Raw genomic sequence first — 16,137 nt, 5'->3', positions numbered from 1 at the left:
GCCTTAAGCATCTGATCGTACGATGCCTCTCCGCTTCAAAAGGCACGATTATGTTTGGCATCGAAGACAAGCGCATCAGGACGCTGCGCACGGAAAGCGCGGAACTGAAGGCGACCGTGACGGCGATCCACCGCTCGCAGGCGGTGATCGAGTTCCAGCTCGATGGAACGATCATCGACGCCAACGAGAACTTCCTCGCCACCATGGGCTACACGATCGAAGAGATCCGCGGCCGTCACCACAGCCTGTTCGTCGATCCGAAGGACGTCGCCAGCCCCGAATACGCGCGGTTCTGGGAGCGTCTGCGGGCGGGCGAGTTCTTCTCGGACGCCTTCCGGCGCGTAGGCGCTGGCGGGGACGAAATATGGATCCAGGGCAGCTACAATCCGGTGTTCGACGCCGAAGGCAAGCCGTACAAGGTCATCAAGTTCGCCTCGGACATCACGGCGGTGCGCCGCGAGCAGGAAGCCGCCCGCGCCGAGCGTGAGAAGGCGGCGGCTGTCCAGGACCAGGTCGTCTCGATCCTGGCCGAGAAGCTGGGTCGCCTGGCCGAGGGCGACCTGACCGCCGAGATCGACGCCTTTCCCAACCAGTACGAGCGCATCAAGGGCGACTTCAACCGTTCGGTGGAGAGCCTGCGCGAGGCGCTGAGCGCCATCGCCGGCGCGACCGCCAACCTGGAGGCGGGTTCGGGTGAAATCGCCAGCGCTTCCAGCGATCTGTCGCGCCGCACCGAGCAGCAGGCCGCGAGCCTGGAGGAAACGGCGGCCGCGCTCGATGAGATCACGGCCACCGTCAAGCGCAGCGCGGAAGGCGCTCAGCAGGCTTCGGCCGCCGCGGCCGCCGCCAACGCCCACGCCGATCGTTCGGGCGATGTCGTCGCCCAGGCCGTCGCGGCGATGGGTGAAATCGAGAACTCCTCGGGCCAGATCACCCGGATCATCGGCGTGATCGACGAGATCGCCTTCCAGACCAACCTGCTGGCCCTGAACGCCGGTGTCGAGGCCGCCCGCGCCGGGGAGGCCGGTCGCGGCTTCGCCGTGGTCGCCCAGGAGGTGCGGGCCCTGGCTCAGCGCTCGGCCGAGGCGGCCAAGGAGATCAAGGTCCTGATCGCCAGCAGCACCAACCAGGTCGAACGTGGCGTGCGCCTCGTCGGCGACACGGGCGAGGCCCTGGCCGGCATCGTCGCCAAGGTCAGTGAGATCGACAGATTGATCCGTGAGATCGCGGTCTCGTCGCAGGAGCAGTCCACAGGACTGCATCAAGTGAACGCCGCGGTGAACCAGATGGATCAGGTCACGCAACAGAACGCGGCCATGGTGGAAGAGGCCACGGCGGCGGCGGCGAACATGAGCGTCGAGACCCGCGCCCTCGCCCAGCTCGTCGGGCGCTTCAGGATCGGCGTCGGCGCGAGCGGCCTGGACCACCGCGCCCGCGCGGCCGCCTAGCCGGACCGCGCGACGCTGACATTGCGGGGCGGCGTGAGCCGCCCCGCGTGTCGCTTACTTCTTCACCCAGCCGCCATCCAGCGGCTTCCAGTACTGGCCCGGCGCCAGGCGGCTGTAGAGCTGCTTGGCGGTGGCCTGGCCGGCGGCCTCGGGGGTCACGCCGGTCTTGGCGGCGATGTCCTTGTAGGCGGCGGCGCGGCCGGTGTTGATCTCGGCCACGGCCGCGCGCAGGGCGGCGTCGCCGCCGGACACGATGCCCAGATAGCCGTCGGCCTGCTCGCCGACCACGCCGGAAGCCTTGGCGGCGTCCACGGCGGCCTTGGCGGCGGCCGATTGGGCGAGGGCCAGGTTGGCGCCGGCGGCGGTCATCGCCAGGCCCAGCGCCAGAACCGTCATCGTCTTGCGGATCATGTCGGTCCTCCTCTTAGAACAGGTTCGGGTTTTGCTGGATCAGCGACTGGACTTCCTTGTCCAGCCGCACGCGCACGTCGGCGTCCAGCTTGGCGTAGATGTTGATCGGATCGACCTTCACCCGGACGGTGGGCGTGCAGGCGGCGGCCAACGCTCCCGTCATGGCCAGGCCCAGCAAGAGGGCGCGCTTTCTCATGCGTCTAGTCTCCAGTTCATGTTCAGGGTGACCGGTCACGGTTGAACCGGACCTGAACGGGTCGAGGTCTCCGAGCCCTGGCGTTCGAACCAGCTGCGCCAGTCGGCCAGAAGCTCGTCGAAGTTCAGGGACGTGTCGAGGGTGAGGTCGACCGGCGTCTTGGCCGGCAGGGCGATGCGCTTGTTGAACGCGCGGCCGCGGATCAGGTCGATCAGACCGACCTTGGCCTTTTCGGCGACCTTGGGGTCGTGCCGGCCCTTGATGTGGAACAGGACGCCCAGGCGCCCCTTGTCGGTGCTGTTCACCCCGGCCTCCAGTTGGTCGAAGGCCAGGTTCTCCATGGCCTGATAGGCGAAGTCCTGAATGGCGTTGACCTGAGCGGGCTGGGCGGGCGGCGCGCCGGGGGCGTCGGCCGGACTGGCGGCGACGTTGGAGAGGGCCGCGCGGGAGATTTCCAGCCGCCCGGGTTGGATCGCGCTGATCTTGCCCTGCTGAAAGCGCAGGCCCGCCGGACCGAAGGTGAAGGGCAAACGGCCGTCGACCACAGCCTCGACCTTGACCTTGTCCGCCAGGGAGGAGGCGGCGATCAGCTCGCCGAGATCCAGGTGCTCGACGACGATCACCCCGCTGATCGTCTTGTCGACGCCGAGCGGCACGTCGGTCGGCTCAATCGAGATCCGGCCCTTGGCGGCCTCGAACGTCGCCTTGGAGATGTGCAGGGCGTCGGCGCCCAGCTGGAAGACCGACTCCACGGCCGTCAGCGGCACCAGCGAGTCGATGCGCACGACCTTCAAGGACTGGCCCGGCCGGGTGGTCAGCGGCGCCAGGCTGTCGAAGTCGATCGCCCCGTCGAGGGTGGCGACGAAGCCGATCGGGCTGGTGAAGTCGATCTTGTCGGCCTCCAGACGTCCCCGGCTGGTCGCGCCCTTCTCGTCCCAGGCGAAGACTCCGGTGAAGCTGGCCGGTCCGTTGGCCTCGCGGGCGACGCCGGCCAGCGGCGACAGGTCGCCCGGCTGCAGGCCGTCCTTGGCGAACACCAGCTTGGACGCGTCGATGTCGGCCTGGCCCTTGCCGGTCGCCACCACGTGGCGCAGGCGGATCTCGCCCAGCGCCGCGCCGGTGGGCGTCGCGGCCTGGAAGGTCCCGCCCCAGACGCCAGCCGAAAGCGCCAACTGGCCCTTGGCCAGCATCGGGTTGAAGCGCCGCTCGGGCGCGGCGTCGGCGACCGCGGCTTGCTCCACCCGAACGCTGGCGCGGTCGAAGCCGCCGGCGCCGCCGAAGCTGGCCTCGCCCTTGATCCCCTGCAGCTTGGCCTCGGCGACAGCCAGAGCGCCCTCGCCGTCCTCGAACTTCAGGGCCGCGGTCCAGCCTGTCGCGCCAGCCAGGAGCAGCGGCGCCTTGGTCGGGCACAGCTTGGCCTGGATGTCGGTGACCGGGTTGTCGCCCAGCGCATAGGCCTTGGCCGTCAGCGGCGAGCACTTTGACGTGGTGAGGGTGAAGCGGCCGCCCGCCAACCTCGCCTGGCCATCCACCTGGCCCGTCACGCCCTGGATCGGCGGCAGGTCGAAGTTCTCGACGGCCAGGGAAAGCGGTGAGGTCAGGACGCCGCCCGCCATTCGCCACTGCGGCGCCAGCGCCTTCACCGTCGGCAGGCCGCCGCCGGCCAGCGACGCCTGCAGCGCGCCCCGCGCGCCCTCGGGTCCGGCGTCCAGCAGCAGCCCCTTGGGCGCCGTGACGGCGACGGTCACGCCGTTGGGGGCCGAAAGCCTGGTGCCCCGCGCCAAGGTCGCTCGCGTCCGCCCGCCCCTGATGTCCAGTCCGATCGCGGGCGCGGCCAGTTCGAAGCCTCGCAAGGCTTGCGACAACGGCTTGGCGTAGGCGGGATTGGGGACGAGCGCCGCAAAGCGTTCGGCGTCAGGACCTGAAATGCCGCTACGGCCGCCCGCCGAGCCGTCGAGGGCCACGGTCAGGCCTGCGGCGGCCTGGTCGATCTTTCCGCTCGCCTCGAGCCGAGCGTCGGCCAAGGCCAGCGCGCCGCTGGCCAGCCGGCCGGCGGTCGCTTCGACGCCAACGGGGCCGTTGACGGCGGCGCCGCGGTCGTCGAGCGCGAGGCCGAGATTTGTGGAGGTCACCGCGGCCTTCAGGTCGCGCAGCGCCATGCCGCCCGCCAAGGCCTGGCCGGCCAACACCGTGGACTGGACGGCGCCGCGAACAGTCGTGCGCGCGCGGCGATGATCGATGGTGATCCGCGGCGCCGCCAGCGCCAGGCTCGCCGAACGCGCGTCCAGCGAGGGCCCGGACAGCCGCTCGCCGCGCACGGCCGCGCGCGATCGACCGAGGAAGGCGAAAGCGTCGACACCGCCGTCGAAACGTCCGGCCAAGCTCAGGTCGGCGGTGAGGCCGCGGGCCTGGCCTTCGCCGAACCGGCCATTTTCGGCCTTCACCGCCAGCCGGGCCTCAAGTGGGCCGCTGGCCCTCATGCCCGCCAGGTCGGGGTAAGGCAGGTCGGCCGACAGCGTGGCGGCCGCGCCGGCAAGATCGGCGTCATTCGCCTCCAGGCTGTCGATCGCCAGCGAAACCTCGACGGTCAGGCGGTCGCCGCGCTTGCGCGCCGAGACCGTCGCCCCCTTCGCCGTCAGCGCCAGGTCGGGCGACGCATAGCGTAGCGGCGCCAGCCGCCCGTCCAGTCGCAGCAGCTGACCGTCATCCAGGCTGGCGTCGCCGGTCAGGCGCACGCGGCCGCCGGGCGTGGCGAGATCGAGCCGAGCGTCCTCGACCAGGATCGCCGGTCCGGGGACATTGGGGTTCCTCGGCGCCTTCAACGCCTCGTCGATGAGGGCTTGAAGCGGCCCGAAGCGCAGGCGGCCCTTGTCGTCGACGCTGGCCAGGATGCGAGGGCGCACCAGCCGCACCGCCTTGGTCTGGATGCCGAATCGCTCGCCGGTCCATGGCGCGGCGAGGTCGTAGGCGACCTCCAGCCGGTCGGCGGCGAAGACCGGATTGTCGCGCGAGCCCAGTCGGACGCGGCCGGAGAAGCCGGTGGCGTCCAGGTCGTCGATCTCGACCGCGGCCTGGATTCCATGATCGCGCAGCCAGCTCTCGGCCAGTTCGCGGCTGATCTCGCGCCGACCTGACCAGACGACGAGGCCCGTGGCGATGAAGGCCAGCATTGAAAGGGAGACCGCCTCGAGGCCGAGATCGACCAGTCGCGCGCGTCCCCACGCCTTGGGGAGCGTCGTTTTCTCGGCGGCGGTGGAGGGTTCGGTCATCAGATCCTGAAGTCTGGTTCCTAAGAAGCCCCCCGGCTCAGCTTTGGATCCCTACCTCGTAAAGCCGAGCACGTCTTGCATATCATAGAGCCCCGGCGGCTTGCCTTTTGTCCAGGCCGCGGCGGCCACCGCGCCTCGGGCGAACAGCCCCCGGTCGATGGCCGAGTGCGATAGGGTCAGGGACTCGGACTCCCCGGCGAAGATCACGCTGTGCTCGCCGATGATCCCGCCGCCGCGCACGACCGAAAAGCCGATAGCGCCTTCCTTGCGCGGTCCGGTGACCCCGTCGCGAGCCCGATCGGCGACTTGCCCCAAGCCAACGCCCCGCCCTTCGGCGGCCGCCTCGCCCAGCATCAGGGCCGTGCCCGACGGCGCGTCGACCTTGCGCTTGTGGTGGGCCTCGAAGACCTCGATGTCCCACTCCGAGGCCGGCAGGGCGGCGGCGGCCTGGCGCACCAGGCCCATCAGCATGTTGACGCCCAGCGAATAGTTGCCCGACCGGACGATCACGACCTTCTGGGCGGCCTTCTCGATGCGGGCCAGCTGCTCGGGCGAGAAGCCGGTCGAGCCGATGACCAGGGCCGGCGCGTGGGCGTGGTGGACGGCGCGCGCCGCGGCGGCTTCGGCCAGCAGGGCCGAGGCCTCGGGCAGGGTGAAGTCGATCACCGCGTCGGCGGCGGCCAGGGCGGCGTCGGCGCTGACCAAAAGGTCGCCCTCCGCGTCGGGGCGATCAAAGCGGGCGGCCAGGACCACGTCGTGGCGGCCTTCCAGCGTCTGGATCACGGCCTGGCCCATGCGGCCGAGGGCGCCGGCGACGGCGATCTTCACGGGCTGGGTCAACGGTCGTCCTCTCGCGCTCTTCGCCCTGCTGATCGCCCATCCGCCCCCCGAAGGTCAACCTCGCGCCGGGTGACGGAAGGTCAGCGAGCTTGACGCAACGCCAATTCCAACAAGCGTTTGCTGGACTTTTCGGTGTCTTGACCGGTTGTGACGCTGGTTCCCGGTCGCTACGCTGAAAGGATAAGGACGCGTTCGCACAGATCGGCGCGTCCCTTCATCGACTGCGCAGCAGGAATGGGAAACGCCGGATGAGCGACGCGGAACGCAAGACCTTCACGGACGCGGAGGCCCTGGCCTTCCACCGGTACCCGACACCCGGAAAGATCGCCATCGTGCCGACCAAGCCGATGGCCACCCAGCGCGACCTGTCGCTGGCCTATTCGCCCGGCGTCGCGGTCCCCGTCCACGCCATCGCCGCCGATCCCGACATGGCCTACGAGTACACCTCGAAGGGCAATTTGGTGGCCGTGATCTCGAACGGCACAGCCATCCTGGGCCTCGGCGACCTGGGGGCCCTGGCCTCCAAGCCCGTGATGGAGGGCAAGAGCGTCCTCTTCAAGCGCTTCGGCGACGTCGATTCGATCGACATCGAGGTCACCTCCAAGGACCCCGACGAGATCATCACGGTGGTCAAGAACATCGGGGTGACCTTCGGCGGCATCAATCTCGAGGACATCAAGAGCCCCGAGTGCTTCCGCATCGAGACCGAGCTGCAGGAGCTGCTCGACATCCCAGTGTTCCACGACGACCAGCACGGCACGGCCATCATCTGCGCCGCCGGCCTGATCAACGCCTGCCACATCACCGGCAAGAAGCTGGAGGACGTGAAGGTCGTGCTGAACGGTCCCGGCGCCGCGGGCATCGCCTCGCTGGAGCTGATCAAGGCCATGGGCGTCCACCCGGCCAACGTCATCGCGGTCGACAGCAAGGGCGTGCTCTACGAGGGGCGCACCGAGGGCATGAACCAGTGGAAGAGCGCCCACGCGGTCAAGACCGACAAGCGCACCCTGGCCGAGGCCGTGGCCGGCGCCGACGTGCTGCTGGGTCTCTCCGCCAAGGGCGCCTTCACGCCCGAGATGATCGCCAGCATGGCGCCGAACCCGGTCATCTTCGCCATGGCCAACCCTGATCCGGAGATCACCCCCGAAGAGGTGCACGCCGTGCGCCCAGACGCCATCATGGGCACGGGCCGCAGCGACTATCCCAACCAGGTCAACAACGTCCTGGGCTTCCCCTACATCTTCCGCGGCGCCCTGGACGTGCGCGCCCGTCGCGTGAACCACGAGATGAAGATCGCCTGCGCCCAGGCCCTGGCGATGCTGGCGCGCGAGGACGTGCCGGACGAGGTCGCCGCCGCCTATCACGGACGCCAGCTGAAGTTCGGTCCGCAATACATCATCCCCTCGGCCTTCGACCCGCGCCTGATCTGGTACGTGCCGCCCTTCGTGGCCCAGGCGGCGATGGACACCGGCGTGGCGCGCAAGCCGATCGCCGACATGGACGCCTATCGCGCGGGCCTGGCCCAGCGCCTCGACCCGACCGCCGGCTTCCTGCAGAAGATCTCCGGCGCGGTGTTGGCCAATCCCAAGCGCATCGTGTTCGCCGAAGGCGAGGACCCCAGCGTCATCCGCGCCGCCTACGCCTTCCAGACCGGCGGCTACGGCAAGGCCATCCTCTGCGGCCGCGAGAACCTGGTGCACGAGAACATGAAACTCGTGGGCCTGGATCCCGAGACGGCCGGCCTCGAGATCGTCAACGCGCGCCTCTCGGACCGCAATCCGGACTATGTCGACGCCCTTTACGCGCGCCTGCAGCGCCAGGGCTATCTGAAGCGCGACGTCCAGCGCCTGATCAACCAGGACCGCAACAGCTTCGCCGCCTCGATGGTCACCCTGGGCGAGGCCGACGGCATGGTCACCGGCGTCACCCGCAGCTTCGACCAGGCGTTGGAGGAAGTGCTGCGCGTGGTCGATCCCGCGCCCGGCGGCCGGATCATGGGCATGTCGGTGGTGCTGGCCAAGGGCCGGACGATCTTCGTGGCCGACACCAACGTCACCGAACTGCCCGAGGCCGAGGAGCTGGTCGAGATCGCCTGCGAGGCGGCCCGCGCCGTCCGGCGACTGGGCTTCAAGCCGCGCGTGGCCTTCATGAGCTATTCGACTTTCGGCAACCCGATGGGTCTGCGCTCTGAGAAGGTGCGCGAGGCCGTGGCCATGCTCGACGAGATGGACGTCGACTTCGAGTACGAGGGCGAGATGCCGCCCGAACTGGCGCTGGATCCGGAACGCCGCGCCAACTATCCGTTCATGCGCCTGACCGACAGCGCCAACATCCTGGTCATGCCGGCCATCCACGCCGCCTCGATCTCGACCAAGCTGGTGCAGTCGCTGGGCGGCGCCACGGTCATTGGGCCAGTGCTGCTGGGCCTGTCGAAGTCGATCCAGATCGCGCCGCTGTCGGCCTCGGTGTCCAAGATCCTGAACATGGCCATGATGGCCGCCTACGACCAGCCGGTCGGGGACGAGGAATAATCTAAAAGTCGAAAGGCGCGCGCCGACGGGGCGCGCGCCTTCCTGGCCGCGGCTGGGAGGGGAATGGGCCGCGGCCGCGACCGATTAGGCGGCCTTGCTGGCCACCGCTTCGGCGGCCGAGGCGCCGGCGGCCCAGCGAACGGCGGCCTTGGCCACGCGCTCACCGAGCAGACGGGCGGTCTCGCGGTCGCCGGCCGGCGGAGAAAGTTCCGGCGAGACGTTGTCGGACTGCGCGGCGACGCCGATGAACGAACCCACGCGGTTGATCGTGTCCGGACCACGCTCGGCGGCGGTCACGTTCGGCGGGGCGATGCCGAGGTTGACCCAGTTCATGCCGTGCTGAGCGGCCAGGATCGTCAGGCTGGCCAGGGCGTGGGCCTTGTCGCCGGAAAAGCTGTGCGAATTGGTGAAGCCGGCGGCCAGCTTGTCCTTCCAGGCGCTGGTGAAGAACGCCGCCGAGGTGGCGTCGGCGAACACTTTGAACACGCCCGAGACGTCGCCCATGTAGGTCGGCGCGCCGAAGATCACGGCGTCGGCCTTGGTGATCTCGTCGATGAAGGGCGCAAAGTCCTGCGAAGCGCTCTCGATCTTCAGCAGCACCGGGGTCTGGCCGGCGTCGCGAACGCCTTCGGCGACCTTCTGGGCGAGGACTTCGGTGTGGCCGTAACCGGAATGGTAGGCGATGGCGACGGTGGTCATTGTGATCCCTCCAATTGGGAACTGAAACGGTAGCGATTACGTAATAGGCGTAAGCGCGGCCGCTAGAGGGATCAGCAACAAAAGTTGGTGCAATTTTTCTATGAGCGATTTTCAGCGCCGCTGAAGGCTCGGCCGGGCGCTAGAGCCTGAGAGCGCGTTCGAGCGGTTTAACCGCTCACACTTAACCTAACGCGCTCTAGTGAGCGCTGGCCAGGAGGTCGGCGACCGTGATCTCACCCAGGCGCGCGGCCGCGGCCGCATCGGCGGCCTCGATAGCTGACCGGACCGCGTCGGGGATCTTCTCGCCCACGGGGCACCCCTTGACCCCCTTGGGCGCGACGCCGAGGTGGGCGCACCCGTTGACCGCCTTCAGAACCATGTCGAGCGTGATGGCCTCGGCGGGCTTGAGCAGCCAGGCGCCGCCGTTCGCGCCGGCGCGCGCGCCGATCAGCCCCGCCTTGCCCAGCATGGCGGTGACCCGGCGGACCACGACCGGATTGGTCGGGACCGACGCGGCCAGCTCGGCGCTGGCCACGGCGCGGTCGGCGGAAAACGCCTCCTTGTGCGCCAGATAGGCCAGGGCGTGGGCGGCCACGGGAAATTTTTGACTGTCGGACATCTCTACTGGGACCGTAAGGTTGTCGCGGACGCGTTCAACTGAAAACTGCTTAATCCTAACGTCGTATCGCGCCGCGACGTTAGGGGACGATTGAACCCGCCGTGAATTGGGTGTATCGTGCCGCGCTTGATCGATATGGGTCGGCCCACAGCGTTTTGCGAGGGCGGCCCGGAGGGATTGAATGGCTTCCGAAGCCTTTGGCGCATCCGCTCCCGACTGCGCCCCCGCGTCTTCCGACATTCCGTTGCAGGATGGCGGCCCGCCAAACGGGTCGGGAAATGGATCCGGCAACGGCCATGATCTGAAGGGCCATGGCTTCTTCGCGCTCGCCTTGGGCTCCATTGGCGTGGTGTTCGGCGACATCGGCACCAGCCCGCTCTACGCCTTCAAGGAGGCGCTGGCCGCGGCCTCGCATGACGGCATCGTTCGCTCGGAAATCTTCGGCGTCGTGTCCCTGGCCCTATGGGCGATGTTCCTGATCGTGACGATCAAGTACGTCGTCTTCATCATGCGCGCCGACAATAAGGGCGAAGGCGGCGTACTGTCGCTGATGGCCCTGGCCCAGCACGCCATGGGCCGGCGCACCGGCCTGGTCTTCGCGCTTGGGGTCGCGGGCGCCGCCCTGTTCTACGGCGACGCGGTCATCACCCCGGCCATGTCCGTCTTGTCGGCCGTCGAGGGCCTTCGAACCATCCCCGCCCTGGAGCACGGCGTAAACAACCAGGTGGTGCTTCTGATCGCCACCGTGATGCTGCTGGGCCTGTTCTTCATCCAGAGCCGTGGCACGGCCTCGGTGGGCAAGCTCTTCGGCCCGGTCTGCGCCCTGTGGTTTGGCGTGATGTTCGTGCTGGGCTTGGTGAACCTGGCGGCCAATCCCGGCATCCTGATGGCGGTGAATCCGTTCTACGCCGTCCAGTTTCTGGCTCAGCACGGCCTGACCGGCTTCATCGTGTTGGGCGCGGTGTTCCTGACCGTCACCGGGGTCGAGGCCCTGACCGCGGACATGGGCCACTTCGGCCGCTGGCCAATCCAGGCCGCCTGGCTGTTCTTCGTGCTGCCCTGCCTGGCCATGAACTATCTGGGCCAAGGGGCCTTCGCCCTGACCACGCTGCAAACCGCGGAGGCCGCCGGGACCGCGATGCCAGAGCTGAACTGGTTCTTCGAAATGGCGCCCGCGGCGCGTGCGTCTGCCGCTGGTGCTGCTGGCCGGCGCGGCCACCGTCATCGCCAGCCAAGCCGTGATCACCGGCGCATTCTCCCTCACCCAGCAGGCCATCCAGCTGGGCCTGCTGCCGCGACTGGACGTGCGCCGGACGTCGGAGACCCAATCGGGCCAGATCTTCGTGCCGCAGCTCAACACCATGCTGCTGGTGGGCGTGCTGGCCATCATGTTCACGTTCCAGACGTCCTCGGCCCTGGCCCACGCCTATGGCCTGGCCGTCACCGGCACGATGATCGTGACCACCTGCATGGCCTTCATCGTCATGCGGAAGCTGTGGAAGTGGAGCATGCCCATGGCCCTGCTGTTCATGGTGCCGTTCCTGACGCTGGACATCACCTTCCTCAGCGCCAACGCCCTGCGCTTCTTCTCCGGCGGCTGGCTGCCGGTGCTGATCGGCGCGGTGCTGTTCCTGATCATGGCGACCTGGGTCCGGGGCAGCCAGATCCTCACGGCCAAGACCCGCCGCGACAGCGTGCCCCTGGTCGACCTGATGGAGATCCTGCGCGCTCGGGCTCCGCACCGCGCGCCGGGCACGGCCATCTTCCTGACCTCCGACCCGGACATGACGCCGGTCGCCCTGATGCACAACCTCAAGCACAACAAGGTTTTGCACGAGCGCAACGTCATCCTGACGGTCCGCACCACCGAGACGCCGCGCGTCAACGAGGAGGACCGGGTCAAGATCGAGAAGGTCAACGACGACTTCAAGAAGGTCATCGTCAACTACGGCTTCATGGAGAGCCCGAACATCCCCAAGGCCCTGGCGGTGTGCCGCAAGCAGGGCCTGAAGTTCGACATCATGGCCACCAGCTTTTTCCTCGGCCGCCGCTCGATCGTGCCGTCGGCCAACAGCGGCATGCCGCTGTGGCAGGACCGCCTGTTCATCTACCTGATGAAGAACGCGGCCAATCCGACGGACTTCTTCAAGATCCCGCCCGGCCGCGTGGTCGAGCTGGGCGCTCAGGTGACGGTGTAGGGCCGTGGAAACGACCCTCCGCGTCCTCGGCGACGGCCTGTCGATCGCCGCCCTGGCCATCATCGCCGCCACCGCCCAGGGCGCGTGGAAACGGATCGGCAAGGACGTCTCGATCCCGATGCTGTGGGGCCGCGACGGCAAGCCGGTCGCGCGCCTGGCCAAGCCGCTCGGCCTGCTCGCGGTCCCGTTGATCGCGATCGTCGTGCTGCTGTCCTTCACCCTGACCCAGGCGACGTTCACCACCGATCCGATCCAGGCGATGATCATCTTCCTGGTCCGCGCCACGCTCGCCGCCAGCCTGGCGCTCAGCCAGCTGTTCCACCTGCGGTTCGTCATCAAGACGCTGCAGGAAGAGGGTCAACTGTAACCGCGCTCATTTGAGCTTGACCCGCGCGGCCTTTCGCCGTTGAAGGCGCGCGACTTTGTGTTTCTCTTCGGAAGGACCCTTTCATGGCCGAGAAGCCCGTGAAGAAGGTCGTGCTCGCCTATTCGGGCGGCCTCGACACCTCGATCATCCTCAAGTGGCTCCAGACCGAGCACAACGCCGAGGTCGTGACCTTCACGGCGGACCTGGGCCAGGGCGAAGAGATCGAACCGGCGCGCGCCAAGGCGCTGGCCGCCGGCGTGAAGCCCGAGAACATCTTCATCGAGGACGTGCGCGAGGAGTTCGTGCGCGACTACGTCTTCCCGATGTTCCGCGCCAACACGGTCTATGAGGGCCAGTACCTGCTGGGCACCTCGATCGCCCGCCCGCTGATCGCCAAGAAGCAGATCGAGATCGCCCGCAAGACCGGCGCCGACGCCGTCAGCCACGGCGCGACCGGCAAGGGCAACGACCAGGTCCGCTTCGAGCTCGGCTACTACGGCCTCGAGCCCGACATCACAGTGATCGCCCCCTGGCGCGAGTGGGACTTCAAGTCCCGCGAGGCCCTGCTGGACTTCGCCGAGAAGCACCAGATCCAGATCACCAAGGACAAGCGCGGCGAAGCGCCGTTCAGCGTCGACGCCAACCTGCTGCACTCGAGCTCGGAAGGTAAGGTCCTGGAGGACCCGGCGGTCGAGGCCCCCGAGTTCGTCCACATGCGCACGATCGCGCCGGAGGACGCCCCGGACAAGCCGACCGTCATCACCATCGACTTCGAGAAGGGCGATCCCGTAGCGATCGACGGCGTCGCCCTGTCGCCGGCCGCCCTGCTGACCAAGCTGAATGAGCTGGGCCGCGACAACGGCGTCGGCCGCCTCGACCTGGTCGAGAACCGCTTCGTCGGCATGAAGTCGCGCGGCGTCTACGAGACCCCCGGCGGCACGATCCTGCTGGCCGCCCACCGCGGCATCGAGAGCATCACGCTGGACCGGGGCGCCATGCACCTGAAGGACGAGCTGATGCCGAAGTACGCCGAGCTCGTCTACAACGGCTTCTGGTTCACGCCCGAGCGCGAGATGCTGCAGGCCGCCATCGACTACAGCCAGCAGAAGGTCATGGGCCGTGTCCGCGTGAAGCTCTACAAGGGCAACGTCACGGTCATCGGCCGCGAAAGCCCCTACAGCCTGTACGATCAAGACCTGGTCACCTTCGAGGAAGGCAAGGTCGCCTACGACCACCGCGACGCCGGCGGCTTCATCAAGCTGAACGCCCTGCGCCTGCGGGTCCTGGCCAAGCGCGACAAGCGCGGGTAGCGCGGGTCTAGAGCGAGACGACCGAAGGGCGCCGCGGACAACCGCGGCGTCCTTTTTCTTGGGGCCTCACACCCGGTTGTACGGATATCGGTCCCGGATCATCCGCTGGAAAAACCGGCCCTTGGAGGGTGCGCGGAAGAACGCCCGGCTGACGCGCTCGGGGACGCCGACATAGACATATTCGTCGCCGTCCTGGAACGTGACGAACAGCTTGCCGTGCTCGGGTGAGTAGTCGATCGCTTGGATCGCCGTTGAGTCCACATGCATGGCTTTACGAAGCCTCCGCAAAGGGGATCGTTCAGTCCTAGGAGCGAACGAAACCCGGCCGGGTTCCCGGCGTGCCCCCGCCTCTTATGCTCCCGAGACCCGCGTGCAAACTCAGGGCGAATACGAATAGTGTCGGCGCGGAGCGGCGCGAAGCCGCGGGAGGAGACCGAACATGCATCAATCCCACGCCTTGGTGGCGATCGTCACCCTGCTGTCCCTGCTGGTCTACGTCTGGATGATCCTGCGCATCCCTGGCGCGCGGCGGCGGACCGGGATCGACGCGCCCGCCATGACCGGCGATCCGGAACTGGAGCGCCACATCCGCGTCCAAGCCAACACCGTCGAATGGCTGGTCATCTACCTGCCGGCGCTCTGGCTGTTCGCCATCTACTGGAACGACCTGTTCGCGGCGGCCATGGGCGTGGTCTGGATCGTCGGCCGGATCATCTACGCCCTGGGCTACGCGGCCGATCCCAAGAAGCGAGAGCTGGGCTTCATCATCCAGGCGCTGGCGACGGCGATCCTTGTGTTCGGCGCCCTGGGACGGGCGATCTGGGTCTACGCGGTGATCGGCGCGTAAAGCGGCTTGGAGCCCCATGGCGCGGCGGCCTATATCCGCGCCATGGACCACCTGCCCGTCGATCCCGCCCGCTACGGCGCCTTCCTCGTCGCCATGTTCGTCATGGCCATCACCCCAGGCCCGGCCAACCTTTTCGCCATCGCCACGGGCATGGAGCGCGGCAAGGGCGCGGCGCTTCTGGGCGTGGTCGGCATGAACACGGCGACCCTGGTGTGGTTCACCGGCTCGGCCCTGGGCCTGGGCGCCCTGATCATCGCCTTCCCTCAGGCCTTCCACGTCCTGGCCCTGGCCGGCGCGGCCTATCTGGTCTGGCTGGGCTTGAAGTCTCTATGGGCCGGGATCAAGAACCTCGAGAGCCACGCCTCGGCCACCGTCCGCGCCGGCCGATCGGCCTTCGTCGACGGCTTCATGGTCCAAATCGCCAATCCGAAGATCCTGCTGTTCTTCTCCGGCGTGCTGCCGCCGTTCCTGGACATCAAAAGACCGCTGGCGCCGCAGCTGGTCATGTTCGCCTGCGCGACCATCGGCATGGACCTGATCAGCATGTCCAGCTACGGCCTGGGCGGCGCCGCCCTGTCGAGCCGGATGAACGAACCCGGGTTCCGGCGCGTTTTCGCTCTGCTGGTCGGCGTTCTGTTGATCACCGCCGCCGTCCTGATCGTCTCGCGCGGCTAGCGTCGACACCCTAGATTTCAAAACGGTTGCAAACTGCGCCTTGGCGAAACCACAAAGCCCGGCCAGAGTTGTGTCCAATACCGAGGACTCCGCTTGAAGGAGCAAGTCATGTCTATGAAGAAGGTCGCCATCGCCGCGACATTGGCGCTCGCCGCGACCTTATCGGCCTGCGCCACGCCCACCCCGTATCAGCCGAAGGTCACCTCCGGCGCCGTCACGGGCGGCTTCTCCGAGCAGAAGCTGGAGGGCGACCGCTATCGCGTCAGCTTCGCCGGCAACAGCCTGACCTCGCGCGAGACCGTCGAGCGCTACCTCCTGTATCGGTCGGCCGAACTGACCGTGCAGCAGGGCTATGACTGGTTCGAAACCGCCGACCACCGCACCGACCGCACGGCTCGCTCCTATGTCGAGCCTGATCCGCTGGCGCGTCCGGGCTTCGGCTACGGCTATCCGTACGGCTACTGGCGTCCGTCCTGGCGCTATTACGGCGGCGGCTATGGCTGGCGCACCTGGGATCCCTTCTGGGGTGACCCCTTCTTCGCCGACCGCGCTCAGATCCGAACCGTCGAGAAGTTCGAGGCCGGCGCCGAGATCGTGATGCACAAGGGTCAGAAGCCGCAAGGCGACCCGCGCGCCTACGACGCTCGCGAGATCATGGCGAACCTCGCCAGCACGATCCAGCGCCCGGCGCCGCCGAAGTAGATAAGCAAGATGCTCCCCCGCGACG

The 16,137-nt window shown here is 68.0% G+C and carries 14 protein-coding genes and 1 pseudogene; 8 read left to right on the top strand and 7 right to left on the bottom strand.

All coding sequences use genetic code 11. The annotated features are described in order from the left end of the window. Positions 1-50: 50 nt before the first annotated feature. The gene (locus CSEG_RS00690; RefSeq protein ID WP_013077337.1) at positions 51-1,448 is read left to right on the top strand and encodes a methyl-accepting chemotaxis protein; all 1,398 of its coding nucleotides are present in this window, start codon (positions 51-53) and stop codon (positions 1,446-1,448) included. 54 nt (positions 1,449-1,502) lie between these two features. On the opposite strand, the gene CSEG_RS00685 is transcribed toward CSEG_RS00690, so the two are convergent. Genes CSEG_RS00685 through dapB form a run of 4 tightly spaced genes read right to left on the bottom strand, consistent with a single transcriptional unit; the run spans position 1,503 to position 6,164 of the window. Continuing rightward, positions 1,503-1,859 (bottom strand): YdbL family probable chaperone protein, encoded by a 357-nt coding sequence (locus CSEG_RS00685; RefSeq protein ID WP_013077336.1) that lies wholly within the window; start codon positions 1,857-1,859, stop codon positions 1,503-1,505. A gap of 13 nt (positions 1,860-1,872) precedes the next feature. Beyond that, the gene (locus CSEG_RS00680; RefSeq protein WP_013077335.1) at positions 1,873-2,055 is read right to left on the bottom strand and encodes a YnbE family lipoprotein; all 183 of its coding nucleotides are present in this window, start codon (positions 2,053-2,055) and stop codon (positions 1,873-1,875) included. Between the two features lie 35 nt (positions 2,056-2,090). Next, positions 2,091-5,324 carry an intermembrane phospholipid transport protein YdbH family protein gene (locus tag CSEG_RS00675; protein ID WP_013077334.1) on the bottom strand — a complete coding sequence of 1,078 codons (3,234 nt, stop codon included), beginning with the start codon at positions 5,322-5,324 and terminating at the stop codon, positions 2,091-2,093. A gap of 51 nt (positions 5,325-5,375) precedes the next feature. Continuing rightward, positions 5,376-6,164, bottom strand: coding sequence for a 4-hydroxy-tetrahydrodipicolinate reductase (gene dapB / locus CSEG_RS00670; protein ID WP_013077333.1), 789 nt, complete (start codon positions 6,162-6,164; stop codon positions 5,376-5,378). 248 nt (positions 6,165-6,412) lie between these two features. Here dapB and CSEG_RS00665 point away from each other — a divergent pair, with 248 nt between their 5' ends. After that, the gene (locus CSEG_RS00665; RefSeq protein WP_013077332.1) at positions 6,413-8,695 is read left to right on the top strand and encodes an NADP-dependent malic enzyme; all 2,283 of its coding nucleotides are present in this window, start codon (positions 6,413-6,415) and stop codon (positions 8,693-8,695) included. 84 nt (positions 8,696-8,779) lie between these two features. On the opposite strand, the gene CSEG_RS00660 is transcribed toward CSEG_RS00665, so the two are convergent. Both CSEG_RS00660 and CSEG_RS00655 read right to left on the bottom strand, forming a co-directional pair. Continuing rightward, positions 8,780-9,394, bottom strand: a complete 615-nt coding sequence (locus CSEG_RS00660; RefSeq protein ID WP_013077331.1) for a flavodoxin family protein — start codon at positions 9,392-9,394, stop codon at positions 8,780-8,782. A gap of 196 nt (positions 9,395-9,590) precedes the next feature. Continuing rightward, the gene (locus CSEG_RS00655; RefSeq protein ID WP_013077330.1) at positions 9,591-10,013 is read right to left on the bottom strand and encodes an Rrf2 family transcriptional regulator; all 423 of its coding nucleotides are present in this window, start codon (positions 10,011-10,013) and stop codon (positions 9,591-9,593) included. Positions 10,014-10,194: 181 nt separating this feature from the next. Between CSEG_RS00655 and CSEG_RS00650 the strand changes: the two are divergent. From CSEG_RS00650 to CSEG_RS00640, 3 genes and pseudogenes are all read left to right on the top strand, one after another. Further along, positions 10,195-12,211: pseudogene (locus CSEG_RS00650) on the top strand (potassium transporter Kup). A gap of 4 nt (positions 12,212-12,215) precedes the next feature. Further along, positions 12,216-12,578: a hypothetical protein gene (locus tag CSEG_RS00645; protein WP_013077329.1), complete on the top strand. Its 363-nt coding sequence runs from the start codon at positions 12,216-12,218 to the stop codon at positions 12,576-12,578. An 83-nt stretch (positions 12,579-12,661) separates the two neighbouring features. Next, the gene (locus CSEG_RS00640; RefSeq protein ID WP_013077328.1) at positions 12,662-13,888 is read left to right on the top strand and encodes an argininosuccinate synthase; all 1,227 of its coding nucleotides are present in this window, start codon (positions 12,662-12,664) and stop codon (positions 13,886-13,888) included. A gap of 66 nt (positions 13,889-13,954) precedes the next feature. On the opposite strand, the gene CSEG_RS00635 is transcribed toward CSEG_RS00640, so the two are convergent. Continuing rightward, positions 13,955-14,155 carry a KTSC domain-containing protein gene (locus CSEG_RS00635; RefSeq protein ID WP_013077327.1) on the bottom strand — a complete coding sequence of 67 codons (201 nt, stop codon included), beginning with the start codon at positions 14,153-14,155 and terminating at the stop codon, positions 13,955-13,957. 172 nt (positions 14,156-14,327) lie between these two features. Here CSEG_RS00635 and CSEG_RS00630 point away from each other — a divergent pair, with 172 nt between their 5' ends. The 3 genes from CSEG_RS00630 to CSEG_RS00620 all read left to right on the top strand — a co-directional run bounded on the left by CSEG_RS00630 (position 14,328) and on the right by CSEG_RS00620 (position 16,112). Then, a complete protein-coding gene (locus CSEG_RS00630; RefSeq protein WP_013077326.1) occupies positions 14,328-14,735 on the top strand; it encodes an MAPEG family protein in 408 nt (135 codons plus the stop codon). A 6-nt stretch (positions 14,736-14,741) separates the two neighbouring features. Further along, the gene (locus tag CSEG_RS00625; RefSeq protein ID WP_013077325.1) at positions 14,742-15,410 is read left to right on the top strand and encodes a LysE family translocator; all 669 of its coding nucleotides are present in this window, start codon (positions 14,742-14,744) and stop codon (positions 15,408-15,410) included. A 108-nt stretch (positions 15,411-15,518) separates the two neighbouring features. Next, positions 15,519-16,112: a CC0125/CC1285 family lipoprotein gene (locus tag CSEG_RS00620; protein ID WP_013077324.1), complete on the top strand. Its 594-nt coding sequence runs from the start codon at positions 15,519-15,521 to the stop codon at positions 16,110-16,112. Positions 16,113-16,137 lie beyond the last annotated feature (25 nt).

The organism is Caulobacter segnis ATCC 21756, from assembly GCF_000092285.1.
Classification (GTDB): Bacteria; Pseudomonadota; Alphaproteobacteria; order Caulobacterales; family Caulobacteraceae; genus Caulobacter; species Caulobacter segnis.
The sequence above is the reverse complement of the archived record's forward strand: the minus strand, read 5'-3'. Positions and strand labels throughout refer to the sequence as shown.

Coding starts and splice junctions, on each gene's coding strand:
- CSEG_RS00690 (WP_013077337.1), top strand. CDS start 51: ATGTTTGGCATCGAAGACAAGCGCATCAGGACGCTGCGCACGGAAAGC.
- CSEG_RS00685 (WP_013077336.1), bottom strand. CDS start 1,859: ATGATCCGCAAGACGATGACGGTTCTGGCGCTGGGCCTGGCGATGACC.
- CSEG_RS00680 (WP_013077335.1), bottom strand. CDS start 2,055: ATGAGAAAGCGCGCCCTCTTGCTGGGCCTGGCCATGACGGGAGCGTTG.
- CSEG_RS00675 (WP_013077334.1), bottom strand. CDS start 5,324: ATGACCGAACCCTCCACCGCCGCCGAGAAAACGACGCTCCCCAAGGCG.
- CSEG_RS00665 (WP_013077332.1), top strand. CDS start 6,413: ATGAGCGACGCGGAACGCAAGACCTTCACGGACGCGGAGGCCCTGGCC.
- CSEG_RS00660 (WP_013077331.1), bottom strand. CDS start 9,394: ATGACCACCGTCGCCATCGCCTACCATTCCGGTTACGGCCACACCGAA.
- CSEG_RS00655 (WP_013077330.1), bottom strand. CDS start 10,013: ATGTCCGACAGTCAAAAATTTCCCGTGGCCGCCCACGCCCTGGCCTAT.
- CSEG_RS00640 (WP_013077328.1), top strand. CDS start 12,662: ATGGCCGAGAAGCCCGTGAAGAAGGTCGTGCTCGCCTATTCGGGCGGC.
- CSEG_RS00635 (WP_013077327.1), bottom strand. CDS start 14,155: ATGCATGTGGACTCAACGGCGATCCAAGCGATCGACTACTCACCCGAG.
- CSEG_RS00630 (WP_013077326.1), top strand. CDS start 14,328: ATGCATCAATCCCACGCCTTGGTGGCGATCGTCACCCTGCTGTCCCTG.
- CSEG_RS00620 (WP_013077324.1), top strand. CDS start 15,519: ATGTCTATGAAGAAGGTCGCCATCGCCGCGACATTGGCGCTCGCCGCG.